20 protein-coding genes and 1 pseudogene are annotated in these 23710 nt (G+C 33.9%); 4 read left to right on the top strand and 17 right to left on the bottom strand.

The window, feature by feature from the left end; all coding sequences use genetic code 11:
• Positions 1 to 52 precede the first annotated feature (52 nt).
• Positions 53 to 772 carry a 3-ketoacyl-ACP reductase gene (locus DN393_RS01165; RefSeq protein WP_000818985.1) on the bottom strand — a complete coding sequence of 240 codons (720 nt, stop codon included), beginning with the start codon at positions 770 to 772 and terminating at the stop codon, positions 53 to 55.
• A 196-nt stretch (positions 773 to 968) separates the two neighbouring features.
• On the opposite strand from DN393_RS01165, the pseudogene DN393_RS01160 reads away from it, so the two are divergent.
• Positions 969 to 1557 (top strand): annotated as a pseudogene (locus DN393_RS01160) (DUF3139 domain-containing protein).
• A gap of 23 nt (positions 1558 to 1580) precedes the next feature.
• Here the strand turns inward: DN393_RS01160 and hitS are convergent.
• The 3 genes from hitS to DN393_RS01145 form a co-directional block, all read right to left on the bottom strand.
• Positions 1581 to 2654 carry an envelope stress sensor histidine kinase HitS gene (hitS, locus tag DN393_RS01155; protein ID WP_064476344.1) on the bottom strand — a complete coding sequence of 358 codons (1074 nt, stop codon included), beginning with the start codon at positions 2652 to 2654 and terminating at the stop codon, positions 1581 to 1583.
• Positions 2651 to 3328 (bottom strand): envelope stress response regulator transcription factor HitR, encoded by a 678-nt coding sequence (hitR, locus tag DN393_RS01150; RefSeq protein ID WP_064476345.1) that lies wholly within the window; start codon positions 3326 to 3328, stop codon positions 2651 to 2653. The genes hitS and hitR overlap by 4 nt, the downstream gene beginning before the upstream one ends.
• Before the next feature lie 88 nt (positions 3329 to 3416).
• Positions 3417 to 5177: an ABC transporter ATP-binding protein gene (locus DN393_RS01145; protein ID WP_064476346.1), complete on the bottom strand. Its 1761-nt coding sequence runs from the start codon at positions 5175 to 5177 to the stop codon at positions 3417 to 3419.
• A gap of 240 nt (positions 5178 to 5417) precedes the next feature.
• On the opposite strand from DN393_RS01145, the gene DN393_RS01140 reads away from it, so the two are divergent.
• Entirely contained in the window at positions 5418 to 6182 is a 765-nt protein-coding gene (locus DN393_RS01140; protein ID WP_064476347.1) for an alpha/beta fold hydrolase, read from the top strand.
• Positions 6183 to 6281: 99 nt separating this feature from the next.
• Here the strand turns inward: DN393_RS01140 and entFM are convergent, their stop codons facing one another.
• Positions 6282 to 7568: an enterotoxin EntFM gene (gene entFM, locus DN393_RS01135; protein ID WP_000755538.1), complete on the bottom strand. Its 1287-nt coding sequence runs from the start codon at positions 7566 to 7568 to the stop codon at positions 6282 to 6284.
• 699 nt (positions 7569 to 8267) lie between these two features.
• Between entFM and DN393_RS01130 the strand changes: the two genes are divergently transcribed.
• Complete coding sequence (locus DN393_RS01130; protein WP_141537796.1) at positions 8268 to 8438, top strand: DNA mismatch repair protein MutT; 171 nt, start codon at positions 8268 to 8270, stop codon at positions 8436 to 8438.
• Between the two features lie 45 nt (positions 8439 to 8483).
• Here the strand turns inward: DN393_RS01130 and DN393_RS01125 are convergent, their stop codons facing one another.
• Together DN393_RS01125 and DN393_RS01120 are read right to left on the bottom strand one after the other, a co-directional pair.
• The gene (locus DN393_RS01125) at positions 8484 to 9086 is read right to left on the bottom strand and encodes a nitroreductase family protein (RefSeq protein WP_176713072.1); all 603 of its coding nucleotides are present in this window, start codon (positions 9084 to 9086) and stop codon (positions 8484 to 8486) included.
• A gap of 236 nt (positions 9087 to 9322) precedes the next feature.
• A complete protein-coding gene (locus DN393_RS01120) occupies positions 9323 to 10276 on the bottom strand; it encodes a D-alanyl-D-alanine carboxypeptidase family protein (RefSeq protein ID WP_064476350.1) in 954 nt (317 codons plus the stop codon).
• A gap of 188 nt (positions 10277 to 10464) precedes the next feature.
• Between DN393_RS01120 and DN393_RS01115 the strand changes: the two genes are divergently transcribed.
• On the top strand, positions 10465 to 11466 hold the full coding sequence (locus DN393_RS01115; protein ID WP_064476351.1) for a S66 family peptidase: 1002 nt from the start codon (positions 10465 to 10467) through the stop codon (positions 11464 to 11466).
• An 89-nt stretch (positions 11467 to 11555) separates the two neighbouring features.
• Here DN393_RS01115 and DN393_RS01110 read toward each other — a convergent pair whose 3' ends face one another.
• The 10 genes from DN393_RS01110 to DN393_RS01070 all read right to left on the bottom strand — a co-directional run bounded on the left by DN393_RS01110 (position 11556) and on the right by DN393_RS01070 (position 23557).
• The gene (locus DN393_RS01110) at positions 11556 to 12002 is read right to left on the bottom strand and encodes a DUF6376 family protein (RefSeq protein WP_048543214.1); all 447 of its coding nucleotides are present in this window, start codon (positions 12000 to 12002) and stop codon (positions 11556 to 11558) included.
• Positions 12003 to 12091: 89 nt separating this feature from the next.
• Positions 12092 to 12313, bottom strand: a complete 222-nt coding sequence (locus DN393_RS01105; protein ID WP_048543215.1) for a hypothetical protein — start codon at positions 12311 to 12313, stop codon at positions 12092 to 12094.
• Positions 12314 to 12518: 205 nt separating this feature from the next.
• Positions 12519 to 15080, bottom strand: coding sequence for a glycosyltransferase (locus DN393_RS01100; RefSeq protein ID WP_149173262.1), 2562 nt, complete (start codon positions 15078 to 15080; stop codon positions 12519 to 12521).
• Positions 15081 to 15297: 217 nt separating this feature from the next.
• A complete protein-coding gene (locus tag DN393_RS31335) occupies positions 15298 to 15456 on the bottom strand; it encodes a hypothetical protein (protein WP_179958496.1) in 159 nt (52 codons plus the stop codon).
• A gap of 53 nt (positions 15457 to 15509) precedes the next feature.
• Positions 15510 to 17234 (bottom strand): thiol reductant ABC exporter subunit CydC, encoded by a 1725-nt coding sequence (gene cydC / locus DN393_RS01095; RefSeq protein ID WP_149173261.1) that lies wholly within the window; start codon positions 17232 to 17234, stop codon positions 15510 to 15512.
• 2 nt (positions 17235 to 17236) lie between these two features.
• On the bottom strand, positions 17237 to 18952 hold the full coding sequence (gene cydD / locus DN393_RS01090; protein ID WP_064476354.1) for a thiol reductant ABC exporter subunit CydD: 1716 nt from the start codon (positions 18950 to 18952) through the stop codon (positions 17237 to 17239).
• Positions 18952 to 19968 (bottom strand): cytochrome d ubiquinol oxidase subunit II, encoded by a 1017-nt coding sequence (gene cydB, locus DN393_RS01085; RefSeq protein WP_064476355.1) that lies wholly within the window; start codon positions 19966 to 19968, stop codon positions 18952 to 18954. The genes cydD and cydB overlap by 1 nt, the downstream gene beginning before the upstream one ends.
• Positions 19955 to 21358: a cytochrome ubiquinol oxidase subunit I gene (cydA, locus tag DN393_RS01080; protein ID WP_064476356.1), complete on the bottom strand. Its 1404-nt coding sequence runs from the start codon at positions 21356 to 21358 to the stop codon at positions 19955 to 19957. Before cydA ends, cydB begins: the two co-directional genes overlap by 14 nt.
• A gap of 616 nt (positions 21359 to 21974) precedes the next feature.
• Complete coding sequence (locus tag DN393_RS01075; protein WP_064476357.1) at positions 21975 to 23030, bottom strand: LLM class flavin-dependent oxidoreductase; 1056 nt, start codon at positions 23028 to 23030, stop codon at positions 21975 to 21977.
• A gap of 83 nt (positions 23031 to 23113) precedes the next feature.
• Positions 23114 to 23557 carry a MarR family winged helix-turn-helix transcriptional regulator gene (locus tag DN393_RS01070; RefSeq protein WP_001205523.1) on the bottom strand — a complete coding sequence of 148 codons (444 nt, stop codon included), beginning with the start codon at positions 23555 to 23557 and terminating at the stop codon, positions 23114 to 23116.
• Positions 23558 to 23710: the final 153 nt, after the last annotated feature.

The following is a 23710-nucleotide window of genomic DNA, read 5'->3' as shown; positions in this document are numbered from 1 at the left end:
ATCTACTCCATTACAGAATAAATATCCCTTCTTTTGTTTATACATTTATCCCTTACGGATTAGTAGACCAAAGTCCTGCTGATTTAATAAATGTACGTTTATTTAATTTCAGCTGCGCTACGATAAACTCTGCAATATCTTCTGCTTGCATTACTTTATCTGGATTCCCATCAGTTAATCCTAAATCTACAGCCATATCAGTTGCTACAGTACTTGGAGTTAAAGCTGTTACACGAATGTTATGTTTGCGAACTTCCATCGCTAACGATTCCGTTAAGCCAAGAACACCAAATTTAGAAGCACTATATGCACTTGTTACAGGTGCACCTTTTTGTCCTGCTGTAGATGAAATGTTAATAATATCACCAGATTGTTGTTCAATCATGCTTGGTAAAGCTGCACGAGTTGCATAGTATACACCCATTAAGTTTACTTGAATGATTTTTTCCCAATCAGCAACATCTAGTTCTAAAAACTTACCGAATTTAGAAATACCAGCGTTATTAATTAAAATATCGATAGATCCTAAACCATTTTTTAACGTTTCAATTGCAGTCGTTACCTCTTCATATGAAGATACATCAGCAGTCGCAATAACAGCTTTTACGCCTTCTGCTTCTACTTCTTTCGCTACAGCTTTTAAGTTTTCTTCTGAACGAGCTAAAAGACCTACATTTACGCCCTCTTTCGCTAATGCGATCGCTACAGCACGACCAATCCCTCTACCTGCTCCTGTAATTAAAGCATTTTTACCTTGTAATAATTCTGCCAAGTATAACACTCCTTAATCATCTCAGTTATGTATTATATTAAAATTGTATCTGTGTTTATGTAAAAAGGCAATGATGCACTTTCATGTGCGTAGGTTACTTATAGGTAACTATGGAAAGTTTTTATTGATAAGTCTCATGTTTTTGCCATAATTCATGTAAAATAAAAATAAATCCTGCATAGGAGAGTGCATGTGTATGAAAAGAAAAAAATGGTTCTTATCACTAACTGCAGTCGGACTATGTATCATATTTTTGGCTATGTACTTTATATTTGGTAATCCATTACATTATAAAGTAATAGAAAAAGATACTAGCGACTACCTCTATACTATAAAAGGCTATAAGCAAAAAGAAATACAAAGCATAACCGGAAAATATACTCTCATTTATAATATCGGCTATTATGCAGAGGTCGTATATAAAGACGAACCTTATTTTACATACTCTTATACATACGATAAGAATAAGAAAATAATACAAGACAACGGCATTTTAGGAAGACATACTGAGTCATTTGAAAGTCTTAATTTAAACTGGTCATTGTTTGACGAGTTAGTAGACGGTATTCATACAAACCTGCAAAAAAAGAGGTTTAAGTGAAAAGAAAGATTATTCTATACGCTATGTTCAATTCATTGATATCGATAATGATAAAAACGGTGCAGAAGCATATGTTGACTTTAAGAAAGATAAAAAATCAGATTATTCACACCGTATGAATAACGAAGGAAAAGCTTATCAATATAGTTGCAGTAATGGAAAATGTATTTTTAAAGAGAAATAGTGTTAGAAGATATCCTCCTAACACTATTTCTCTTCAGAATTTGGAATACAAACAATAAATTCTGTCCCATTCCCCTCTTCACTCTCGACTTTTATTTTTCCTTGATGAAGGTCGAGTACCTTTTTTACGATAGCTAAACCTAATCCACTTCCTCCATAAGTACGATTTCGTGAAGAGTCCGCTTTATAAAAACGCTCAAAAATATGTTGTTTCTGTTCTTCAGATATACCAATTCCAGTGTCACGAATACGTATTTCTACGAATTTCTCATGTTCTTGTAACTGAATTGTAATTGTGCCACGACTTGGAGTAAATTTAATACTATTATGAATTAAATTAATCCACACTTGACTCATACTTTCTTGATCGGCAGTTATATGCACTTTTTCTAAATCAAGGTCTAATTCAATTTCTTTTTCAGCCCAGAGCGGTTCACTATTTAACACAATTTGCTTTAACTGTTGATCTAATCGATAAGTCGCTTTTTCTGGTGTATACTCCTCTGACTCTAAAAGAGTTAGTTTCAGTAAATTTTGGCTTAGTTTAGATAATCTCGTCGTTTCCGTTTCAATAATGGTAAGATAATGCTTTCTTTTTTCCTCCGAAAGATTGTTATCTTGTAGTGCTCTAGCAAATCCTTTTATAGAAGTTAAAGGTGACTGTATTTCATGAGAAACATTCGATACAAATTCCTGGCGCATTTTCTCCATCGCATTCAGTTCATCTGTCATATCATTTATACTTTTTACGAGTACACCAATTTCTCCATCATACTTTTCTTCATTTCGTATTTTTACGGAGAAGTCTCCTTTTGCAATTTTTTGTATCGGTTCAATAATAGTCCAAATCATTGCCTCTCGTTTTGGTCTCATTAATATCCCAATCAATGTCCAGATAAGAACAATAAATATAAAACCGACCATATCACTAATTAGAAAGGCAACAAACGACGATACGTTTACTTCAAAAGCATTCAATATACTAGTTGCTACATAAAATGCGATAGACCAAATTATAGTGAGAAAAGAAAAAAGCGCTAATACCGCTCCCGTTACTTTCAACATCTTCACCTTACTCATTCGTTTTCTTTTCCTCATTTACTTACCTCTAAGCGATACCCTAATCCTCTTATCGTTTTAATACTAAATTTCGATTTCTCTTCTTGAAACTTCTCACGTAGACGATTAATATGAACATCCAGTGTACGTTCATTCCCTTCAAAATCATATCCCCATACATCTTCAATTAACTGCTCTCTCGAACATGTTCTTCCTGCTTTAGAACCTAAAGTAAAGAGCAATTCGAATTCTTTTAGCGGTAATGTGACTGTTTGTTCTCCGGCTGTAACTTCAAATGTTTTACGATTTAACAGTACATTCCCAATTTGAATCGATTGCGACACTGTAATTTGGTAACGTTTCAATAACGCCTTAACTCTCACTACTAGTTCTATAGGATCAAATGGTTTTACAAGATAATCATCGGTGCCAAGGTGAAATCCTTTTACTTTTTGAGACGTTTCCCCTTTAGCAGTTAGCATCAAAATCGGAATATCATAGTACTTCCTTAATTCAAAACATACATCAAATCCATCCATATTTGGCATCATAATATCAAGAATAACCATATCAACTTTTACTTCGTCTATTTTCTGAAGTGCATCTAGTCCATCAATTGCCTCATATGTTTGAAAACCTTCTCGTTCTAAAAATACAGAAACAAGTTCTCTAATATGCGGATCATCGTCTACTATTAAAATGTTAGGTATCAAAGAAACCATTTCCTTTCTAATTCGCATCCTTTATAAAACTTTTAAAAATGAATCATTAGTGGAGTAAAAACCCCACTGATGATTCATTTTATAATACGCCCTCTTTAATTTTCAATTGTTGCGTTGCAAATTCACGATACATATCATGTGTCTGTAATAATTCATCATGTGTACCACTTCCTGTAAGATTCCCTTTTTCTATAAAGATAATTTTATCTGCATCCACAACAGTAGAAAGTCTATGTGCAATAACTAACGTTGTTCTGCCTTTCATTAAGTTATTTAACGCTTTCTGAACGACAGACTCTGATTTACTATCTAGACTTGAAGTTGCTTCATCTAACATAAGAATTTGTGGATTTCGAAGTAACGCTCGAGCAATCGCAATTCGTTGTCTTTGCCCTCCTGAAAGCTTCACACCACGTTCTCCAACTTCTGTTGCGTATCCGTTTGGCAAATCATGAATAAATGCATCAACATATGCCATCGCTGCTACTTTTTCAATTTCTGCATCTGTCACTTCACCCTCAACACCGTAGCAAATATTATCACGAATTGTCCCATCGATTAACGGACTATCTTGTGAAACGTAACCAATTTGACGTCGCCATGATTGCAATGAATAACTCGTAATTGAGTCTTTTCCTAATTTAATAGCACCGCTAGTTGGCTCGTAAAAACGTTCTAATAGTGAGAATAACGTCGTTTTCCCGCTACCACTTGGTCCTACGATTGCTGTTACTTTTCCTGATTCAATTGTGAAATCAATATTCTTTAAAACTTGCTCTTCTTCGTTATACTCGAAATGCACATTTTCAAGAACGATCGGCTGCTTAGCATTTGTGACCTTCACACCAGTTTCATGATCTTCTACTTCATATTCTAAAATTGTATTAATTCTTTCCGTTGCACCAATCGCCTTTTGAAATTGTGTAAAGAACATAGATAATTGACTCATTGGCATTATAATTTGAACTAAATATAAAATAAACGCTACTAGTTCTCCTGTTGTTAATGCACCGCTAGAAACTCGCATTCCACCATACCCTACGATAATAACAAGCAATGCCATTAAAACAAACGACATAACTGGTGAAATTAACGCTTGCACTTTTCCCTCTTTCAAACCAAATTGTAATAGCTTTTCAATACCTTTATTTCCAGTTTCATATTCCTTTTTTTCTGTGTTCGAAGATTTCACTAAACGAATTTCTGATAACACTTGTGTTAATACACTAGTAAAAGATGCTGTTTCATCTTGAAGTGCTTTTGAAATTTTATACATTTTTCGTCCAAGCGGAACTAAAATGAGTACTGATAATGGAATAACCGTTAAAAGTAAAAGTGTCATTTTCCAATCTAAAACAAATAATACAATTAATGATCCAACAATTGAAATACCGCCTGTTAATAAATTTGACAAATGCTCAGAAATTAACGTTTTCACAACTCCTGTATCATTTGTCATACGACTAATTGTATCGCCTGTTCTATTTTGATCATAATAAGTTACCGGTAAAATAAGCACCTTTTTCCACAAACGTTCTCTCAGTCCAGCTACAATCTTCTGTCCAATATAATTTAATAAATATATAGACAATCCTGCAGCTATAGTTTGCATAATAAAGAATGCAACTAGCCCAACAATTTGCCCTGTACTAATTGAAGAAAGTGAAAAATTATCTACTAACCCCTTCGTTAACATCGGAATAAATAAACTCGCTCCCGTAGAAAGCAAACTCATTAATAATGCAAAAGCAAGAATCCCTTTCGGAGGATTTGTATCTTGAATAAGGCGTAAAAACTGCCTCCAGCTCCCTTTTTTCTTCATCTCATTTCTAACTTCCATTCCTGTTCATCTCCTCGTGTTAAACCAAACTGTTCTTTCTAAAAATAGAATACAATACGAATGTAAACTGAATGTAAACACACTTTTTCTATTTTTACAAAATATACATAAAAACGCATCTTTACAACAGATATAAACATCTGATATTATTACCTAGTACTAAATATTATTCTATGTGAATTATAAATAACCAATTTACGATACTATATAAATCTCCCGTTATTGAAAGGAGTATCCTTTTTGCAAACAAGTATACATTCCGAAAAAGAAACAATCATTTTTATTCATGGATTAGTTGGCAATCGTCGTGCCTTCAAAAAAGAGCATAAACGATTTTCCACCTCTTACAACATTATTACCTATGACTTATTAGGTCACGGCGACGATAAAGGAGAAGCTATCGAATTTTCATTACAGCGTCTCGTAGATCAATTATTGAATTTATACGAAAAAGAAGGCATTAAAAAGGCCCATATTTGCGCTTTAAGCTACGGCTGTTATATCTCTACAATTTTTGCACAAATGCACCCAGAAAAAGTTTTGAGCATTTGTCATATTGGTGGACATTATAATAACCCTTCCCTTTTATATAACGTATTTCAAAAGTTTTGGGAGAAGCGAGGAGACGATTACTCTAAATGGCTCTCTCAATACGCAAATACTATTTTTCCAAGTGGCATATTAAAGGCAAATCCGTTCGCAGTCATTTCAAGAAATATTTATTACCGTTTCGGATTGCAATTACATTCATCAATTATTGCCCAATCATTACGACACCGGTTAGAATTTGATTTGAAATCTAAATTAAAATCACTTCCCCATCCTATTCTATGGGTAATGGGTGAACATGATCATCTCTATAAATCTTGTCTTTTTGATTTAAAATCCATTCTTCCTAACGTTTTATATAAAGAAATACCGCTTGCAGGACATGCAGCAAACTTATTTCGTCCGAACTACTTTCATGACCTATACGCTCGATTTTTAAATGGGAAGTTACAGTAAAAACTACTACACTCCCAATTTATTCAACTATAAAAAGGCTTCCCAAGTTTCCCTGGAAAGCCTTTTCTCTATACGAAAAGTATATAAAACTACTTTTTCTTAGTATGCTTTTGTGTAACCTAACATGTGCTTGCTCCAGTAAGAGTTACTTACAGAACTAATTCGTACACCAGTTGCATCAGTTTCTGCACTAATGAACTGACCGTTTCCTAAGTAAACGCCCATGTGAGAAGGACCTGATTTATAAGTATTTTGGAAGTATACTAAATCACCTGGTTGTGGATTGCTAGTTTTTGTTTTAGAGCTCCAGTATCCAGCAACTGTTTGACGAGCGCCTTTATGACCAGTTTGATTTAATACGTAGTGAATGAATCCACTGCAGTCAAAACCAGCAGGTGTTGTACCAGCAGTTCTGTATGGTGAACCATTTAAAGATCTAGCGAATCCAGCGATTGAAGATGTATCTCCACCTGTTGTTGGTTTTTGTACGTCTTTACCTGGTTGTTGAACGTTATTTGTAACGTTATTGTTATTGTTATTCGTAACGTTGTTTACTCCGCCTTTTACAAACTTAACGAAGTCTGCGCTTACGTAACCTGTACGGCCGTTATGGTTAATTTTGTACCAACCATTTTCAGCACCAGTAACGTTTAATACTGTACCGTTTGTTACGCCACCGATTACAGCGTTGTATGTAGCTGGGCCTGTACGTACTTTTAAAGCACCAGTGTTAACAACATAAGAACCACCAGTTTGAACTGTAGTAGTATTGTTGTTTGTAGTTGGTTGTTTTGTTTCGTTAGATACAGCAGAACCACCTTTTGTTACGAAGTCTTTGCTTACGTATCCAGTTCCACCATTGAAGTTAATTTTAAACCAATCTTGTACTTCACCTACAACTTGTACTGTTTTACCTTTATTTACAGAGCCTAATACTGTATGAGATGTACTTGGGCCTGTACGTACGTTAAGTGAAGAAACGTTTACTGTGTAAGTACCAGTTCCTTGTTGAACAGTAGTTCCTGTTTTACCACCAGTCGTTACGAAGTCACCACTTACATAACCAGTTTGACCGTTTACAGTTACTTTGAACCAACCGTTTTCTTGTCCAATTACTTGTAGTACTTGACCTGATTTCACTTTAGAAATAACGTTATGTCCTGTACCAGCACCTGAACGTACATTTAATACATCAGCTGTTACCGTGTATTTTAATTCAGAAGTTGTTTCTACCTTTTTTGTTTCAGTTACAGTCGTTTGAGTTTGAGTTTGTCCATTAATTTCTTTTAGCGCCTCATTTGAAACTTGTGCCTGAGCAGAATCCATACCTGGAACTGCAACACCCACTACAGAAGCTGCTGCTAAACCTGCAATTACTTTTTTCATAAGTTGTCTTTACTTCCTTTCCCTACTATCCTCTTAAAAAAACTTATAAACTTAATACATTACAATATTATCAAAGTAAAATATTCATTAAGTTCCATTTTTTAACAAGAGTTTTATTTTTCACACAGAGTTCATTTTAAACGAATGAAGTGAATTCCGTGTGAACTTCATGTGAACTTTACCATTAAACTTATTGTTTTTGCAATGCTTTTTTCAATTCTCTTATGTATTTTATTGAAAATTCGACATTTCATTCATTATCTTAATATACATTTTCTATCCAATTTGAAAAACTCTATTTATCTAATCCAATGCAATGAATGTATTTCCTAGTAAAGTTCCTTCCATGAAGCATACTCTTATCATGACAAAAAATACTTTTTTTATCAATAGTATAATATTTTTAGAAAACTATTTTTGATACTATCTATCGCTTTTAAAAGATTTGACGATTTGTAAGATTTAACTTCAAGAATCCTGTTCTAATTTGGCGAAAACACACACCTCACTACCTACTTTTCACTAACTATGGAATTTCCAGGATATTTATATTATCATATATATAGTGGTATGTTAACCAATACAAATTTTATTTACCCTACACTGAAACCTATCGAACTTTTACAGGTCGGTACATTGAATTTTAAGATGGAAGTCTTATTGCCCGCAAATATTGGGATTAAAAAAGGAGGTATATTTATGAAAAACATAATAGATGATCCTATAAATAAAAATATAGAATTGTACTATGCTTTTTTCCAATTCGTTTCATTTATTACCTTACAAAAAGTATCAACTATTGAAACACGTAAAAACGAATTAAAAAATCAGATGAAAAATTCCTATCAAAAAAATCCTTATTACTTATAAAAGGTGAACAGGTTGTATCCCTGTTCACCTTTTATAGTTCCTACATTATTTATAAATTTTTACACGATTTTCTAAAGGTTGGTATTCTTTTTCACCTGCAGGTACCACCGGTTTACCAAACGGCATTTGCGCAGTAAGTTTCCAGCTTTCTGGAACTTCCCATTCTTTTCTCACTTCTTCATCAATTAATGGATTGTAATGCTGCAATGTAGCACCAAATCCTTCAATTTCTAAAGCTGTCCAAATTGCAAATTGTAACATTCCTGAGGATTGCTGTGACCACGTTGGGAAATTCTCTTTGTATAATGCAAAGTTTTCTTGCAGTTTTTCCACTACTTGACTGTCTTCAAAGTATAAAACCGTTCCATAACCACTTTTAAATGCATTCATTTTTTCTTCGGTAGATGCAAAGTTATTTTCAGGTACAATTTTTCGTAACGTTTCTTTCGTAATATCCCATAACTTATCATGTTGTTCTCCTAGCAAGACGACAACGCGAGCGCTCTGAGAGTTAAAAGCTGAAGGTGTATGTTTTACAGCATGATAAATCACTTCTTGAATTTTTTCATCAGAAACTACTTGCTCTTTACTAATCGCGTAAATAGATCTTCTGTCTTCAATTGCTGTGTAAAAATCTTTTGCCATCATAATTCCCTCCAATTTTCATTTGAGGCTTTTTCATATGTATACATCATGTTTCGCCTCTTAAAACTTATCATTAATAAGTTTCTAACTTTAGACTATCAACAAACAATAATAAACTCAAATAATTACACTCACATTTTTACTTCCTAATGCTAAAAATAAAAAGGCAATTTATTGTTACCGATAATAAGTAACAACAAATTGCCTTTCTTATATGATGATCCAACTCAGTATTTCACTTAATTAACTAAGCCAAATGCATAAGACATTAGCTTGTTCGTCTCTGTAAAACGCTTCGTTTTACCTTTCGTTCCCATTACAACTGTAATAATACGAGTATCACCTTGTTTTGCTGTACCCGTAAAACAATACCCTGCGCTATCTGTGAATCCTGTTTTTAATCCGTCTATTCCTTCTATATATAAAGCTTTATTATTTTTGTTTAACATATCATTTGTACTTACAACATTAATATTATTAAATGCTAACTGACTTTGACGTAAGTGAGTCACTTCTAATATTTCTGGATAGTCTTTTATTAGATGATACGCCAAGTTTGCTACATCAGCAGCTGTCATCTTCGTCTCACTTCCATCAGGTTCTTGTAGTCCTGATGCATTTGCGAATTTAGCATAATCCGACATTTTTAACTGCTTTGCTTTTTCATTCATAAGCTGCACGAAATCTTTCTCCGTCTTAGCCATATGTTCTGCTAGAGCTACAGCCGAATTATTTGCTGATTCAATCATTAATGCATGGTACAAATCTTTAACAGTTAATGTGTCATTCACTTGGACTGGGATTCTCGCACCCTCTGTTTGTGCCGCTTTCGCACTCATTTTCACCGGATCTTCCCAGCGAACTTTCCCATTATGTACATTTTCTAATAGAAGGTACGCTGTCATCATCTTAGACATACTTGCTGGCGCAAAAGCTTCATTTTCATTATGTTGATAAATAATATCTCCATTACTCGCATCGATAATCATAGCTGCTTTTGCATCAATTTCAGGTGGTATGTACTTTGGTGGCACTACTTTTTCAGCTAATCCTGTTTGAGGTAGTTCTGCCACTTGTAAAGGTTGTCCCTCTATATTTGTTGCACTCTTTTGAGTTCCTTGGAATAAGAACCAACATATCCCTAAAATAATGACTACTAGGATCGTCAGCCTTCCCCATTTTAACCGCTTCATTTCAAAACTCCTTTAGCAAACCTTTTATACACTCACGTTTAACCATAACAATAATTACTTTATATCGTCAAGGCAAAAGGCATATTTATTCATCTAATACATTTATGTTACAATTAAAATAACGAAATATAAGAATATTCAATGTTATATTATCTTAATTTAACTACTTAATAGAAAGGATTCTTACGATGCTACTTCCAAAAACATTAAAATACGGAGACACAATCGGCATTTATTCGCCCTCTTCACCAGCAACATACACTTCTCCAAAAAGATTTGAACGAGCGAAATCTTATTTACAACAGAAAGGATTTCACATATTAGAAGGTTCCCTAACAGGTCGATATGATTATTATCGCTCTGGCAGTATACAAGAGCGTGCCGAGGAACTGAATGCTTTAATAAGGAATCCTAATGTATCTTGTATTATGTCAACAATTGGCGGTATGAATTCTAATTCCTTATTACCTTATATTGATTATGATGCTTTTCAAAATAACCCTAAAATAATGATTGGCTATTCAGATGCAACAGCTTTATTATTAGGGATTTATGCAAAAACAGGAATCCCTACATTTTACGGTCCAGCACTCATTCCCTCCTTTGGAGAATTTGAGCCTTTTGTAGATAATACATACAAATATTTTGTAGAAACATTACTACATGATCAATTGCTTCCTTACAACATAAAACAACCTTTATTTTGGTCAGATGAATTTATTAATTGGGAAGAGAAGACGAAAGAAAAAGAACTTAGACCAAACAATTGGATTTCTGTAACAAACGGACAAGCTACTGGACGTATTATTGGTGGGAACTTAAATACAATAGAAGGAATTTGGGGTAGCTCTTATATGCCAAGCATTCAAGAAGGCGATATTTTATTTATTGAGGATAGCTCAAAAGATGCAGCTACTATTGAAAGAAGCTTTTCATTACTTAAGGTTAACGGCGTATTTGATAAAGTTTCAGGTATTATTCTTGGAAAACATGAGCAGTTTGATGATTGTGGTACAAATCGCAAACCTTACGAAATATTATTGGAAGTACTGCAAAATCAAAGAATCCCTTTACTAGCTGACTTTGATTGTTGTCATACCCATCCGATGATCACTATGCCGATAGGTGTTCAAGTGAACATGGATGCAACCAATAAAACAATACATATTTTAGAGAAATGGAAGAATTAAAAAAAGCTTATATTATAGGAAGAAAATATTATAAACTTTCCATTAGAAAACAGAAAAAAGCTCCGTTCATCACAAACGGAGCCTTTTTATTATTGTCCTAAATTTTGAACCTTGTCTTTCAAATCACGAACTTGATCTATCGTCTGCATAAGCTCAGAGTTTTTAAATTGCTCTACATCCACTTTACCTTCTTCTATCTTTGCCATCGCCGTATCAATTAATGTGTTTAACTTTTCGTTATATCCGACGATTTGCTGATGAAGATCCTTTGCTACATCAGGTGGCGTTAATTCATTGAAAGCGGGTATATCTTTTTTAATTTCACTAAGCTTCGTTTCTAATTCTTTTCGAGCTTCGCTATCATTAACGGCTTTTTCAGCTAATGCTGGTGCATCATTTGCAAATGCACTTATTTCATTTACGTAGTCTGTCGCTTTCTGAGCATAATCTAAAGAGTTCTTTCCTTGCTCTACTAGTGAACATCCCATTAAACCAATTGAAACTATAAATACTAATAAAATTGATTTGATTTTCATTTTAGACTCCCTTCGTCTTTATAATTGTCTACAATTTTCTCTATCATAACTTCTAGCCAAATTGCCTATACCCTTTTTTAAATAACTATCTAGACTCTTACATGTCCTATAATCGTTACCACATCTACTTCTATGTGTACGCTAATAATATCTTCAATTATATCCATATATCCTTGTCCTATAGCTGCTCCATAGTGTAATGTAAGCCCCTTTTTTTCATACACTGACTTTGGCACCGAAAAAATAAATCTCCTCAAGTTTCTTTCATCAGCTGGTTCCATAATTAAAACAATCCCATCCTCATCAAACATATACGCTCGCCCTCCAACTTTACATTCACTATGGCTCAGTATTGCCTTTGTCAGCTAAATTTAAAACCTAAAAATAAGATGCACATCGCTCTATAATTAAAATAAGAAGCATTAATTCTTTTTTTAAGGTTAATGCTTCTTCAAAACTTCGATTTAACTGCCCATAATCCGTATTATGCGAATTATTTCAATTCCCCTCAATTCTTCATTTCCGGACAATATAGAGTACATCAGTTTCAGATAAACCAAATTTCCTAGCACTTCTCATTCCTTGTTTTTCAGCTATGTTATACAATTCCACCTTAAATCCTACATTCATTAATCGTTGTATAAATCCTGATCGATTATAAATCCTTACATGTTCTTCATGACCAAAAGCTAATCTTCTCAATTTTGGCGTTAAAATTAATTCATTCTCTATAATACTATCTACATTCATTACGATTGGCGCTTGAATAATTCCCCATCCATTTGTCTTTAATACTCTATATAACTCTCTCATCGCTTTTTCATCATCTTGAACGTGCTGTAATACATGACCACATAAAATCACATCAAATGTATCATTTTCATATGGAATTCTAGTAACATCAATTTCCTGCATTAATGGATCCTTTGGTTCAATATCTCCACATACATATGTAATGTTTTTATACTGGGCAAACCAACTTCTTAACTTCGCTTCAGGTGCAATATGAAGCATAGTATCATTTCCACTTAATAACTCCGTTTCCATTTCAATATATACACGATATAACCTTTCACGATCCATCGAATCACATACCGAACAAATTCCCGTATCTTTATTCCACATCTCAAATTTATATTTTGGAAAATCATAATGTTCTGGCCAAGGAGAAAATTTTTCAAATTGTTGATTGCAAAATTGACAATAGCATACTTCTTCCTCAAATATACGATTAACTAACTTATTTAATTCCCTCTCCATCTTTTCATTATCAATTTGATTTAATTGTCCATTTTTTACCGTATCCTTAATTATTGACACCACATTTTCCAAACAATGAGTTAAACACGTTTTATAATCTTGCTCACGATTTAAAAACCCACTATTATATGCATCTATTATTAATTCAGTCCATTCTTCAATTGCCCTTAATGTAAATTGCATTTGTTTTTGATTTTTCCCACCATGTTGTCTAAAATAACTAAGAGGTTCCTCTATATAAACTACATTTCCTTTCTTCATCATATCTAGCCATGTTGCAATGTCATTAATAGCTGAATAACCCTTTCCCTTAAAACACCCAAAAGCCCCTTCAAAAAATTTCCGATTAAACAGAACTGTTGTAGGCTCACCAACTACATTTTTTAAGTTTTTTAACATATAATTACCTAATTCTTTCCCTTTAAAAAGTGTAGTTTCTTTTGCAATTTTCATATTCAATGTTGATGGTGGTAATACTTTTCCATTCTCATCAATTAATTCCCGATATGACGTCACAAATGAAATGTTTTCTAGTCTAAAAAAACAGTTCATCATTCTTTTAATCTTTTCAGGATGAAATAAGTCATCATCTAATAAAAAGTTTATATAATCTCCATTTGCAAGTTCTATACACTTATTAAAGTTCTCTGCTTCTAATCGAGGTTTATTTTTAACATATGTAATACATTCATATTCACTTAAATATGGTTGGATCATCGCTTGAATTTCACCGTTTGTACTATCGTCAGAAATTATTATTTCAATATTTTCATATGTTTGATTCAAAGCACTTTTGAGAGCTAATTCCAAGTAATGAGGTTTATTATAGGCAGGAATAAGTATACTGACTTTCGGTAAATGAGAGTTGTTATTCCGATACTGTTTTTTCTTTTCTATATTTATTTCCTTTCGCTTAATTTGTCGGTAGTAGTCTAATGTATATAATATTGATGATGGAACTAATTTTTTTGCATAGTCTAGGAAATTAGTTATCGCTTTATATAACTCTTTTTCAGTAGATAAAAAACCATACTTTTCTCCAACTATAATACTATGTGAAAAATCCTCTACTCCATCCATAAGTTTATTAGATTCATTCAACTGTTGACCTGAATGTAATCGGAAGTAACTAAGTGTCTCTGCTATATATACTGCTTTTCCTTTACTTAATAAAGATAACCATGAGGCTATATCTACATTACATAGATACCTCCTCTTATCAAAAATCCCATACGGTTCTTGTAAATCATTTTTACGAAATAAAACTGTTGTCGGTTCTCCAATATAATTTTTTTGATCCACAATTACCCTATTTCCTAATTCTGTTCCCTCTATAATCGTATCCTCTTCAAATAAACGGACAGTTGAATAAATATGTCGTAGTTCTTTCCCTTTATCATCAATTACTTGACGATGAGATGTTACAAGCTTGATTTCATTATCTAAATCATTGAAAAAATACTTCATCATTTTTTCAATTTTATTCATATGAAATATATCATCATCCATTAAAAAATTTATATACTCACCGTTCGCTTCATTAAATAACATTAGCGCATTTTCAAATTGTCCGAGAGTTGACCTGTTTTTTATATAAATAATATTTGAATGATCACATAAGTATTTTTGTAACACATTTTCCGTTTCGTCATTCGTGCTATCATCTCCAACAATAATTTCTATATTAGAATATGTTTGTTGTAATACACTACACAATGCTTTTTCAAAGTAGCCAGGACGATTATAAGTAGGAATTAATACACTTACCAACGGAATTCGCTCTATCGCCTCTTCACTTTTTTCAAAACGTTTCCCCATCTTTTCCCTCCACCTTTTCGCATATTATTTATATACGCGACATAATATCACATTACTTAAACCGTATGAAACCTTTATACTTTTATGCAAGCCCATAACAAAATATCCTACTTTTCACTCCAAAATATACATATTCAATAATTTAAGTATTTGATTAGCTGTTTTTTATACATTTGATTTCTATCATAAAATAATGTAAGACAAATAAAACGAAACTTTAATCAGGGGGGCTTCTCCATCCCTTCTGATTATCCCCCTCACCAATCGGACTTTTACGTACAGTTAATCTCCCGCCTAACTTCCTCACATCAGCCGGATCTTGCCCTGCAAATAGCGAGATAAATCTATACCTTAAAAAGAATATATTTCTTAACAAAAAAATAGCTGCACCATTAGGCGTAGCTATTTTACAATTATTACTTATTCAAACTATATTCCTTTATCTAACTCATACAGCTTACGATACTTCTCGTTTTCTTTCAGAAGTTGTTCATGACTGCCTTGCATCACAATTTGGCCACGATCAAGGAATATAACTTCATCTACATGTTCAATTCCTACAAGGTGGTGTGTAATCCAAATAACAGTCTTTTCTTCTGTTGCAGAAAACATTGTTTCTATTAAAGATAGTTCTGTCTTTGGATCTAAGCCGATCGTAGGTTCATCAAGTACAATAATTGGAGCCTCTTGCATTAGCGTTCTAGCAAAAGCAACCCGTTGTCTTTCTCCACCAGAAAACCTTTTTCCCATTTCATGCATTTTTGTTTGCAATCCATCTGGAAGAGAAGCTATATGCGAAGCTAATTGTGCTTTCTCTAAAGCTGTCCATATCTCTTCATCCGTAGCCTCTGGTTTACCGATTCGCACATTATTTCCAATTGTCGTATCGAATAAATGCGGCTTTTGATTCAATACAGAGATATATTTTGATATAAGATTCGTATGAGCATGTTCACTATTCAATAAAACTTCACCATGTAACGGGCTTAGCGCACCTGCTAACAATTTTAACAAAGTAGATTTTCCTGTTCCACTTCTTCCTAAAATGGCGATTTTCTTTCCTGCCTTTATTTGCAGTGATACTTCTTTCAATACAAATTCATTACTATCTGGGTAACGATACGATACATTATTTAATTCAATGTCTATATGTTTTGATGCAACATAATCTTTATCCTCATGTAATTCCTTTTCATCCTGTAAAACATCATTAGCTTCTACTTTATTTAGACGATGAGCAGATTCTACATATGATGGAATTCGATCGATAGCATCTGAAAGAGGGATAAGCGCGTTTGTGACTGATAACGTCATTAAGACGAAAGCCGCAATAACGGTAGGTGCAATCTGTTCACTTGCCGCCTCATTTCCAGTCCATATGATCATTGAAATAACTACAATCCCCACTACTAATTGAATGATACTGTCCCGAATATGATTCCAGCGTTTCATTCTTTTTTCCGTTTTTAACAACTCATTATTTTGCTCTACATACTTATCGATGAATTCATCTTTTCTACCACTTGCTTGCCAATCTGATAATCCAAAAACAGCGTCTGTTAATTGTTGATACAAACGGCTTCTTCCTTGTTTTAAAGTAACATGATGTTGCTTCATTAAAAGTAATGATACAAACGGAAGCAGAAAAACGATAATAGCCAACATACATGCTGCAATAAGTGCAAATACTACGTCAAATGCACCGATAACAAGTACGAATATGCTATATACAACTAATGCTAATAGACTAGGAAATATTGTACGTAAATATAGGTTTTGCAAATGCTCTATATCTTCGGATAATATACCTAACATATCGCCCGTTTGAAATCGTGAACGGAAAAATAACGCTTGCGGTTCTACTATTCTGTATAGTTTCGTTCTCATCTTTTCTAATATGCGTAGTACGACATCGTGTCCAACTAAACGCTCTAAATAATGAAATACCGCTTGTCCTATACTAAACGCACGTGTTGCAACGATAGGAACATATACAGCCATTACATTTTCTGGTCTAAGAGCAGATTTAGAGATTAAATAACCTGAAATGAAAAGTAACATCGCACCTGAACTAACTCCAAGAAGACCAAGGAAAATAGTTAAAGTCATTCTACCTTTATTTTGCTGTATATAAGGTTTAATCCAGTTACTCATCTCTATCCCCTCTCTTTCCTGTGAAAATGTAATGCCTCATTCTTTAAAAGTTCTTCATACGTTCCTCTTTCTATCATTTCCCCTTTATTTAAAATAAGAATATGATCCATCTGTTTCATCCAGTGAAGACGATGTGTTGCAAGAAATACTAACTTACCTTCAAACAGACGTAACATCGCTTGCTTTATTTCAAATTCAGTTTCAATATCAAGATGTGCTGTAGGCTCGTCTAATAGAATAATTGGCTTTTTACTTAAAAGAGCACGCGCCATAGCGACACGTTGTTCTTGCCCGCCACTAAGCATACGTCCACCTTCTCCAATTCTTTCATACATCCCGTTCGGAAGCGATGTAACGAGTGAACGAAGACCAACTTCATTAATAACTCTTTCCACTTCTGCATCAGTTGTATTTGTTTCATAGAAACAAATGTTATCTTTTAATGAAAGCGGGAAAATATAAGGTTGCTGTGGAATATATGCAATATTCTTTTGCCAATCTTCTCGAGTAGCCCCGTCAATTTCCACACCATTTACTATCAGCTTTCCACCCGAAGGAGTTAAAAATCCTGCTAATACGTCAATTAACGTCGATTTCCCTGCCCCACTTTCACCAATTACACCTATAGCACCGGTACCTTTCCAAGTAAAATCAATTCCCTCTAATATAGATTTTTCCGATTCATCATTCTTTACTTTTACATCTTGTAATTTCAAGTTACTAGAGGAATTCCATATTAGACCTACATTTGATTCTTTCGTTCCTATTTCTTTTTGTTGCTGTAAAATCTCTTCTATTTGCTCCATTGCAAGTTGTCCATCTAACGTAGCATGATAATTCGCTCCAACTTGTTTAATCGGCAGAAAATATTCCGGAGCTAAAATTAAAATCGTAAGGGCTGGCAATAGTACAATTGTCCCATCTATTAAACGTATCCCTAATCCGACCGCCACAAATGCGATTGATAAACTCGTAAAGAAATCTAATGCAAAAGAAGAAAGAAAAGCAACTCGCAAAGTACGCATCGTTGCTTTTCTATATCTTTTACTTACTTTTTCAATCTTTCCTTCGTGCTGTTTACTTTTACCTAAATACTTTAATGTTTCTAATCCTTTTAACGTATCTACAAAATGATTAGAAAGTACACGATACGACTCATACTGACTATCCGCCATCTTTTGCGCTGCTAATCCTAGTAGGATCATAAATATAATCACGATAGGAATCGTTACAACTAAAATGATTCCAGACTCAATATCTAGCGTAAAAACATATAGTACAATTAGCCCCGGTATGATACTACTTCTAATCATTTTAGGAATTGTTAATTCTATATATGTTTTAAACTTCTCAATACCTTCTATCGATAAGGTAACCAGATGACCAGTTCCAGCAGTTTGAACATAACGTGGACCTAATGTGAAATACGCCTCTATTAATTGTTTTCTCAGTAGTGATCCTGTTTTTTCAGCGAAACGTTCCACTAATATTTGCGATATTCGCACTAGCATATGACGTACTGCAAACGTGATCCCAAAATAAACCGTTTCATTTAACAAAGATTGCACAGTTTCTCCTTGAAATAAAAACGTAATAGCCCGCGCTAAAAACACTGTTTGCGCAATAATACTTACAGCTTCTAAAATGCTAATGATTGTTAACACTACATATAAAACTCGGCTACCAGGATACGACGGAAGTCCTCTTTTTCTTTTCATTAGTACTCCAAATCTTTATCTGACTTAACAGGTTGTCTAAACACATAGAAACTCCATATTTGACTTCCCAAAACAAATGGCAATATAGCAATTGAAAAATACGTCATCAGTTTTAGTGCATAATCTCCTGATGCTGCATTATAAATTGTTAAATCGTATATTGACCCTAACGAGCTAATTAAGACACGTGGGAACATGCCGGCGAACACACTCGCACTTAGTAAAATGATTGTTAAACTCGTCATAACGAAAGCCCAACCATCTCTTCTTCTTTTATTTAATAATGTTGACGCACATAATGCTACAAAAGCTCCAATCGGAACCATAATCCACTCTGTACCATGGGCAGTGAAAATATCTGTTTTCCATAATCCCAATCCGGCAAAAATAAGGAGTGCTATAATTGCAAGCGGTGCAATTTTCAACGCAGCAATACGTGCACGTTCTCTTAACTTACCAGTTGTACGTATAGTAAGGAATTGCAATCCGTGAACAATACATAGCAGAAGGAACATAACTCCTCCAAGTAATGCAAATGGATGTAGTAATGGTAAGAATCCACCTACAGCATTTTTCGTTTCATCAATTGGAATACCTACCATAAAGTTAGCAATTGCAACCCCCCAAAGGATAGGTGGTAGTAAACTTCCTAAAAACATACCCCAATCCCAAAAACCTTTCCATTTATGATTATCTATTTTCGCACGGAATTTAAAGGAAACCCCTCTTATAATTAAAGCAAGAAGCATAAATACAAACGGAATGTAAAACCCGCTAAATAAAGTTGCATACCAGTGCGGGAATGCTGCGAACATAGCTCCACCAGCACAAACAAGCCATACTTCATTCGCGTGCCAAAATGGACCAATTGTATTTAAATATATTCTTTTCTCTAAATCGTTTTCCCCTAAAAACCTTGAAACTATACCTACACCGAAATCGAAACCTTCAAGTACAAAGAAGCCTACGAATAAAATTGCAATAATGATAAACCACAACTCATTAAGAGATAACATACTCATCCTCCTTATCAAATGGATCATGGCTTTGAGAATCCTGTTTCGTTTTCTTATTCTCATGTCCTTTAATGACACGAACGAATAAGTAAATAGTAATTCCACCTATAATTAAATATAGTGATGTGAACGAAACTAAAGAGAATAATACTTCTCCGAACGTAACATTTGGAGATACAGCATCTTCCGTTTTCATAACACCGAAAACTACCCAAGGCTGACGTCCCATTTCAGTCATAATCCATCCTACTGTATTACCGATAAACGGTAGTGCAATTGCATACACCATTAATTTTAAATACCAAGTTTTTTCAGCTAAACGATCTTTTCTTGATAAGAACCATCCGTATGCTCCTAGAAGAAGCATAAATGTTCCACTCATTACCATCGCTCTAAAACTCCAGAACATAGTGTGTACTGGCGGTATATAATCTCCAGGCCCATATTTTTCTTCATATTGTTTTTGAATTTGATTCATTCCTTCTACTTGACCACTAAATTTATCAAATGATAATAGACTTAGCATATAAGGGATTTGAATTTCAAACGAATTTTCTTGCTTCTCTGCATCAATTTTCGCAAATACTGTAAATGGCGCTGGATCCTCACTCGTATTCCATAACGCTTCAGCTGCTGCCATTTTCATTGGATGTGTCTTAATTAATTGTTGTGCTTGCGCATGACCGAAGAATAATACTAGCGCAGTTGTAAGTGTTCCAACAATGATAGAAATGCGGAACGATTTTTTAAACACTTCAGTTTCTTGAGCTTTTGTTATTTTCCATGCACTCACACCTGCAATAAAGAATGCACCAGTTGCAATTGCCGCTGTAATTGTATGCGGGAATTGTACCCATAATTGTGGGTTTTGAATAATCGCTAAGAAATCATTCATTTGTGCACGTCCATCTGCTGCCATTTCATACCCTACTGGCGATTGCATAAATGCACTTGCAGTTAAAATCCAAAATGCTGATAACATTGTTCCAATTGAAAGGAGCCAAATACATAAAAGGTGAACACGCTTCGGCAATTTATCCTCACCGAATACCCATAAACCTAGGAATGTAGACTCAATGAAAAATGCTAATAAACCTTCAATCGCAAGTGATGGACCAAACACATCACCTACGAAACGTGAATAGGTTGACCAGTTCATACCAAACTGGAATTCTTGTAGAATACCAGTTACTACACCTACCGCAAAGTTTACAAGGAATATTTGTGTCCAAAACTTCGTCATCTTCTTATAAATTTCTTGTCCCTTTACCACATATAACGTTTGCATTAATGCAATGATAAAAGCTAAACCAATAGACAGCGGAACAAAAAAGTAATGGAAAATCGTTGTTGATGCGAATTGTATTCGTGCCAATTCGAGCGTTTCCATACTACAATCACTTCCTTCATAATTTTTTATATCGTATTTTCGATTGAGTTGTATGAATAAAACAACTCAAATCTTAGAAATATAGAAAGATAAATTTGTTTATGTACTTTTAGAAAATATAAATTTTCAGTTTTCAAGATCATTACAAAAGAACTTTCTCATAAAATTTACCTTTTCACTATTTCAGTAGTGTTTTATCCGTTAATCGAATTGTATAATATACCTGCATAGTAAATTCAACTGATTTTTGACGTATTATTGACATCATTTTGTCTGAAATATGTCTTTTGTCATTTTTTTGAATTATATTTTTCTCATTAATAAAATGTATTTTTTTAATATAAGACTTACTTCCATATCAATAAAATAATCATTTCCCTCTTCATACACTTGACTTTCACGCAGAAAAATGTCCTCTAAACTAAAGGAGAAATCAGTTAGTTTTTTGTCAAGAAGAAAATGTATTTTTAAAATTCAAACACAAAATATTGTTATTCGAAAATAGAAAATCCCCTCCCTCTTTCTAGACTGAAAATTCATTTTTTTATCATTTTTTCAAACTGAATTCATACATAAAAAATACCGAGAATCGATTAGACTCTCGGTATTTTTTAAATTATTTCGCTGTATGTTTTCTAACAGCCGGTAAAATTTCAGTAGCAATTAATTCAATATTTTTCTCAATTTTATTAAGTGGTACACCACCAAAATCAATTTGTGCCATAAAACGTTGTTGTCCAAACAATTCATATTGGTAAAGCATTTTTTCAATAATTTGTTGCGGGCTACCAACCATTAATGCGTCACGGTAATCTACTGCATTTGTAAATTGTTGCTTCGGATACCCACCACCACGCAGTGTAAGCATACCAGCATTAATATGAGGATAGTATTCACTAAATGCATCTTGTGAATTTTTTGCTGTATAAAATAAACTCGTCGTTGCAACTGGCAAACTTGCTGGATTAAATCCACTTTGCGCCGCAGCCTCACGGTAAGCATCTACTGACCCTTTAAAGTTAATAGCTGGACCACCTAGTGTTGTTATCATCATAGGTACACCCGCACGTCCTGCTTTAATCGCACTAGCTGGCGGGCCACCAACTGCACGCCAAATTGGTAAGTTATTATTCTTCGCTCTCGGAATCACCGATGCATGTGCAAGCGGCGCTCTGAACTGTCCGTTCCATGTTACATGTTCCTCGTTATTAATTTTTAATAAAAGATCCATCTTCTCTTCAAATAACTCTTCATAATCATTCACGTCATAACCAAGTAAACTATATCCCCCAATACGAGATCCACGACCAGCCACGATTTCTGCACGTCCATTAGAAATCAAGTCAATTGTAGCAAAATCCTCATATACTCGTACCGGATCAGATGTGCTTACTATCGTTGCTGAACTTGCAATTTTTATATTTTTCGTAGCTTGTGCAATAGCTCCTAAAATAACTGTATGAGCTTGCGTTGTAAAATGAGTTTGATGACTTTCACCGACAGCAAATACATCAAGTCCAGCTTCATCCGCTAACTTAGCTGTTTCAATTAATTCATGAATTCTTTGTTCTGCACTAATTTTCTCTCCATTATGCGGATTTAAAACATGATCCCCAATTGAATATAATCCAAACTCTATTCCTTTACTTGTATCCATACGGTATTTTTCCATAGTTGCTCTCTCCTTTAATTCAGTCGTATTCATATTCTTCAATTATTTTTCACTTGATTAGTCAATTGATAGTGTAAAAAAAATTACTCTTGCGGCAATTCTTTTTTTTCGCTATGCTTATGAACTTTCGTCATTAGCTCGTATAATATTTTCTGCTCTTCTTCATTTAATACATCATCAAAAAACGATGATTGAAATGCAAGTTGCTCTGGCAATGCTCTCTCTAAAGCTGCTTCCCCTTGCTCTGTAAGACTAATTGTTTTCGTTTTCCAATCTTGTTTTCGTACAATATATCCTTCTTTTTCAAGACGAGTTAACATTCGAGAAATACCGCCTTGTGTAACAGTTACCTTTTCAGCTAACTCCATTTGTGTGAGTGGCTGATACGTACGTATTTGCAAAAGCACATCAAATTGAGCTGTCGTTAAATCAAACCGTTTTAAAAACTCATTTGACATCTGATTACTTTGGTTCGTAAATCGTATTAAGCGTAACCATATTAATGACCCTATCGTATTATCACGCATGTTTGATCACTTCCTATCGTGAATCTTACTATCACTTTACTACGCAAGTGATAAAAAAGCAAGAGAAAAAGTGAAAAATAATCTCATTAGAGTATTGCATAAATAACGATAAGAAAGAATTCATATTTAAATGAATTCTTTCTTATCGTTATT

Origin of the sequence: Bacillus sp. BPN334 (assembly GCF_008368885.1) — a bacterium.
GTDB lineage: Bacteria > Bacillota > Bacilli > Bacillales > Bacillaceae_G > Bacillus_A > Bacillus_A wiedmannii.
The sequence above is the reverse complement of the archived record's forward strand: the minus strand, read 5'-3'. Positions and strand labels throughout refer to the sequence as shown.

Excerpts from the sequence above, each read along its gene's own strand:
- hitS (WP_064476344.1), bottom strand. The coding sequence starts at position 2,654 with ATGAGGAAAAGAAAACGAATGAGTAAGGTGAAGATGTTGAAAGTAACG.
- DN393_RS01145 (WP_064476346.1), bottom strand. The coding sequence starts at position 5,177 with ATGGAAGTTAGAAATGAGATGAAGAAAAAAGGGAGCTGGAGGCAGTTT.
- entFM (WP_000755538.1), bottom strand. The coding sequence starts at position 7,568 with ATGAAAAAAGTAATTGCAGGTTTAGCAGCAGCTTCTGTAGTGGGTGTT.
- DN393_RS01130 (WP_141537796.1), top strand. The coding sequence starts at position 8,268 with ATGAAAAACATAATAGATGATCCTATAAATAAAAATATAGAATTGTAC.
- DN393_RS01125 (WP_176713072.1), bottom strand. The coding sequence starts at position 9,086 with ATGATGGCAAAAGATTTTTACACAGCAATTGAAGACAGAAGATCTATT.
- DN393_RS01120 (WP_064476350.1), bottom strand. The coding sequence starts at position 10,276 with ATGAAGCGGTTAAAATGGGGAAGGCTGACGATCCTAGTAGTCATTATT.
- DN393_RS01115 (WP_064476351.1), top strand. The coding sequence starts at position 10,465 with ATGCTACTTCCAAAAACATTAAAATACGGAGACACAATCGGCATTTAT.
- DN393_RS01110 (WP_048543214.1), bottom strand. The coding sequence starts at position 12,002 with ATGAAAATCAAATCAATTTTATTAGTATTTATAGTTTCAATTGGTTTA.
- DN393_RS01105 (WP_048543215.1), bottom strand. The coding sequence starts at position 12,313 with ATGTTTGATGAGGATGGGATTGTTTTAATTATGGAACCAGCTGATGAA.
- DN393_RS01100 (WP_149173262.1), bottom strand. The coding sequence starts at position 15,080 with ATGGGGAAACGTTTTGAAAAAAGTGAAGAGGCGATAGAGCGAATTCCG.
- cydC (WP_149173261.1), bottom strand. The coding sequence starts at position 17,234 with ATGAGTAACTGGATTAAACCTTATATACAGCAAAATAAAGGTAGAATG.
- cydD (WP_064476354.1), bottom strand. The coding sequence starts at position 18,952 with ATGAAAAGAAAAAGAGGACTTCCGTCGTATCCTGGTAGCCGAGTTTTA.
- cydB (WP_064476355.1), bottom strand. The coding sequence starts at position 19,968 with ATGTTATCTCTTAATGAGTTGTGGTTTATCATTATTGCAATTTTATTC.
- cydA (WP_064476356.1), bottom strand. The coding sequence starts at position 21,358 with ATGGAAACGCTCGAATTGGCACGAATACAATTCGCATCAACAACGATT.
- DN393_RS01075 (WP_064476357.1), bottom strand. The coding sequence starts at position 23,030 with ATGGAAAAATACCGTATGGATACAAGTAAAGGAATAGAGTTTGGATTA.
- DN393_RS01070 (WP_001205523.1), bottom strand. The coding sequence starts at position 23,557 with ATGCGTGATAATACGATAGGGTCATTAATATGGTTACGCTTAATACGA.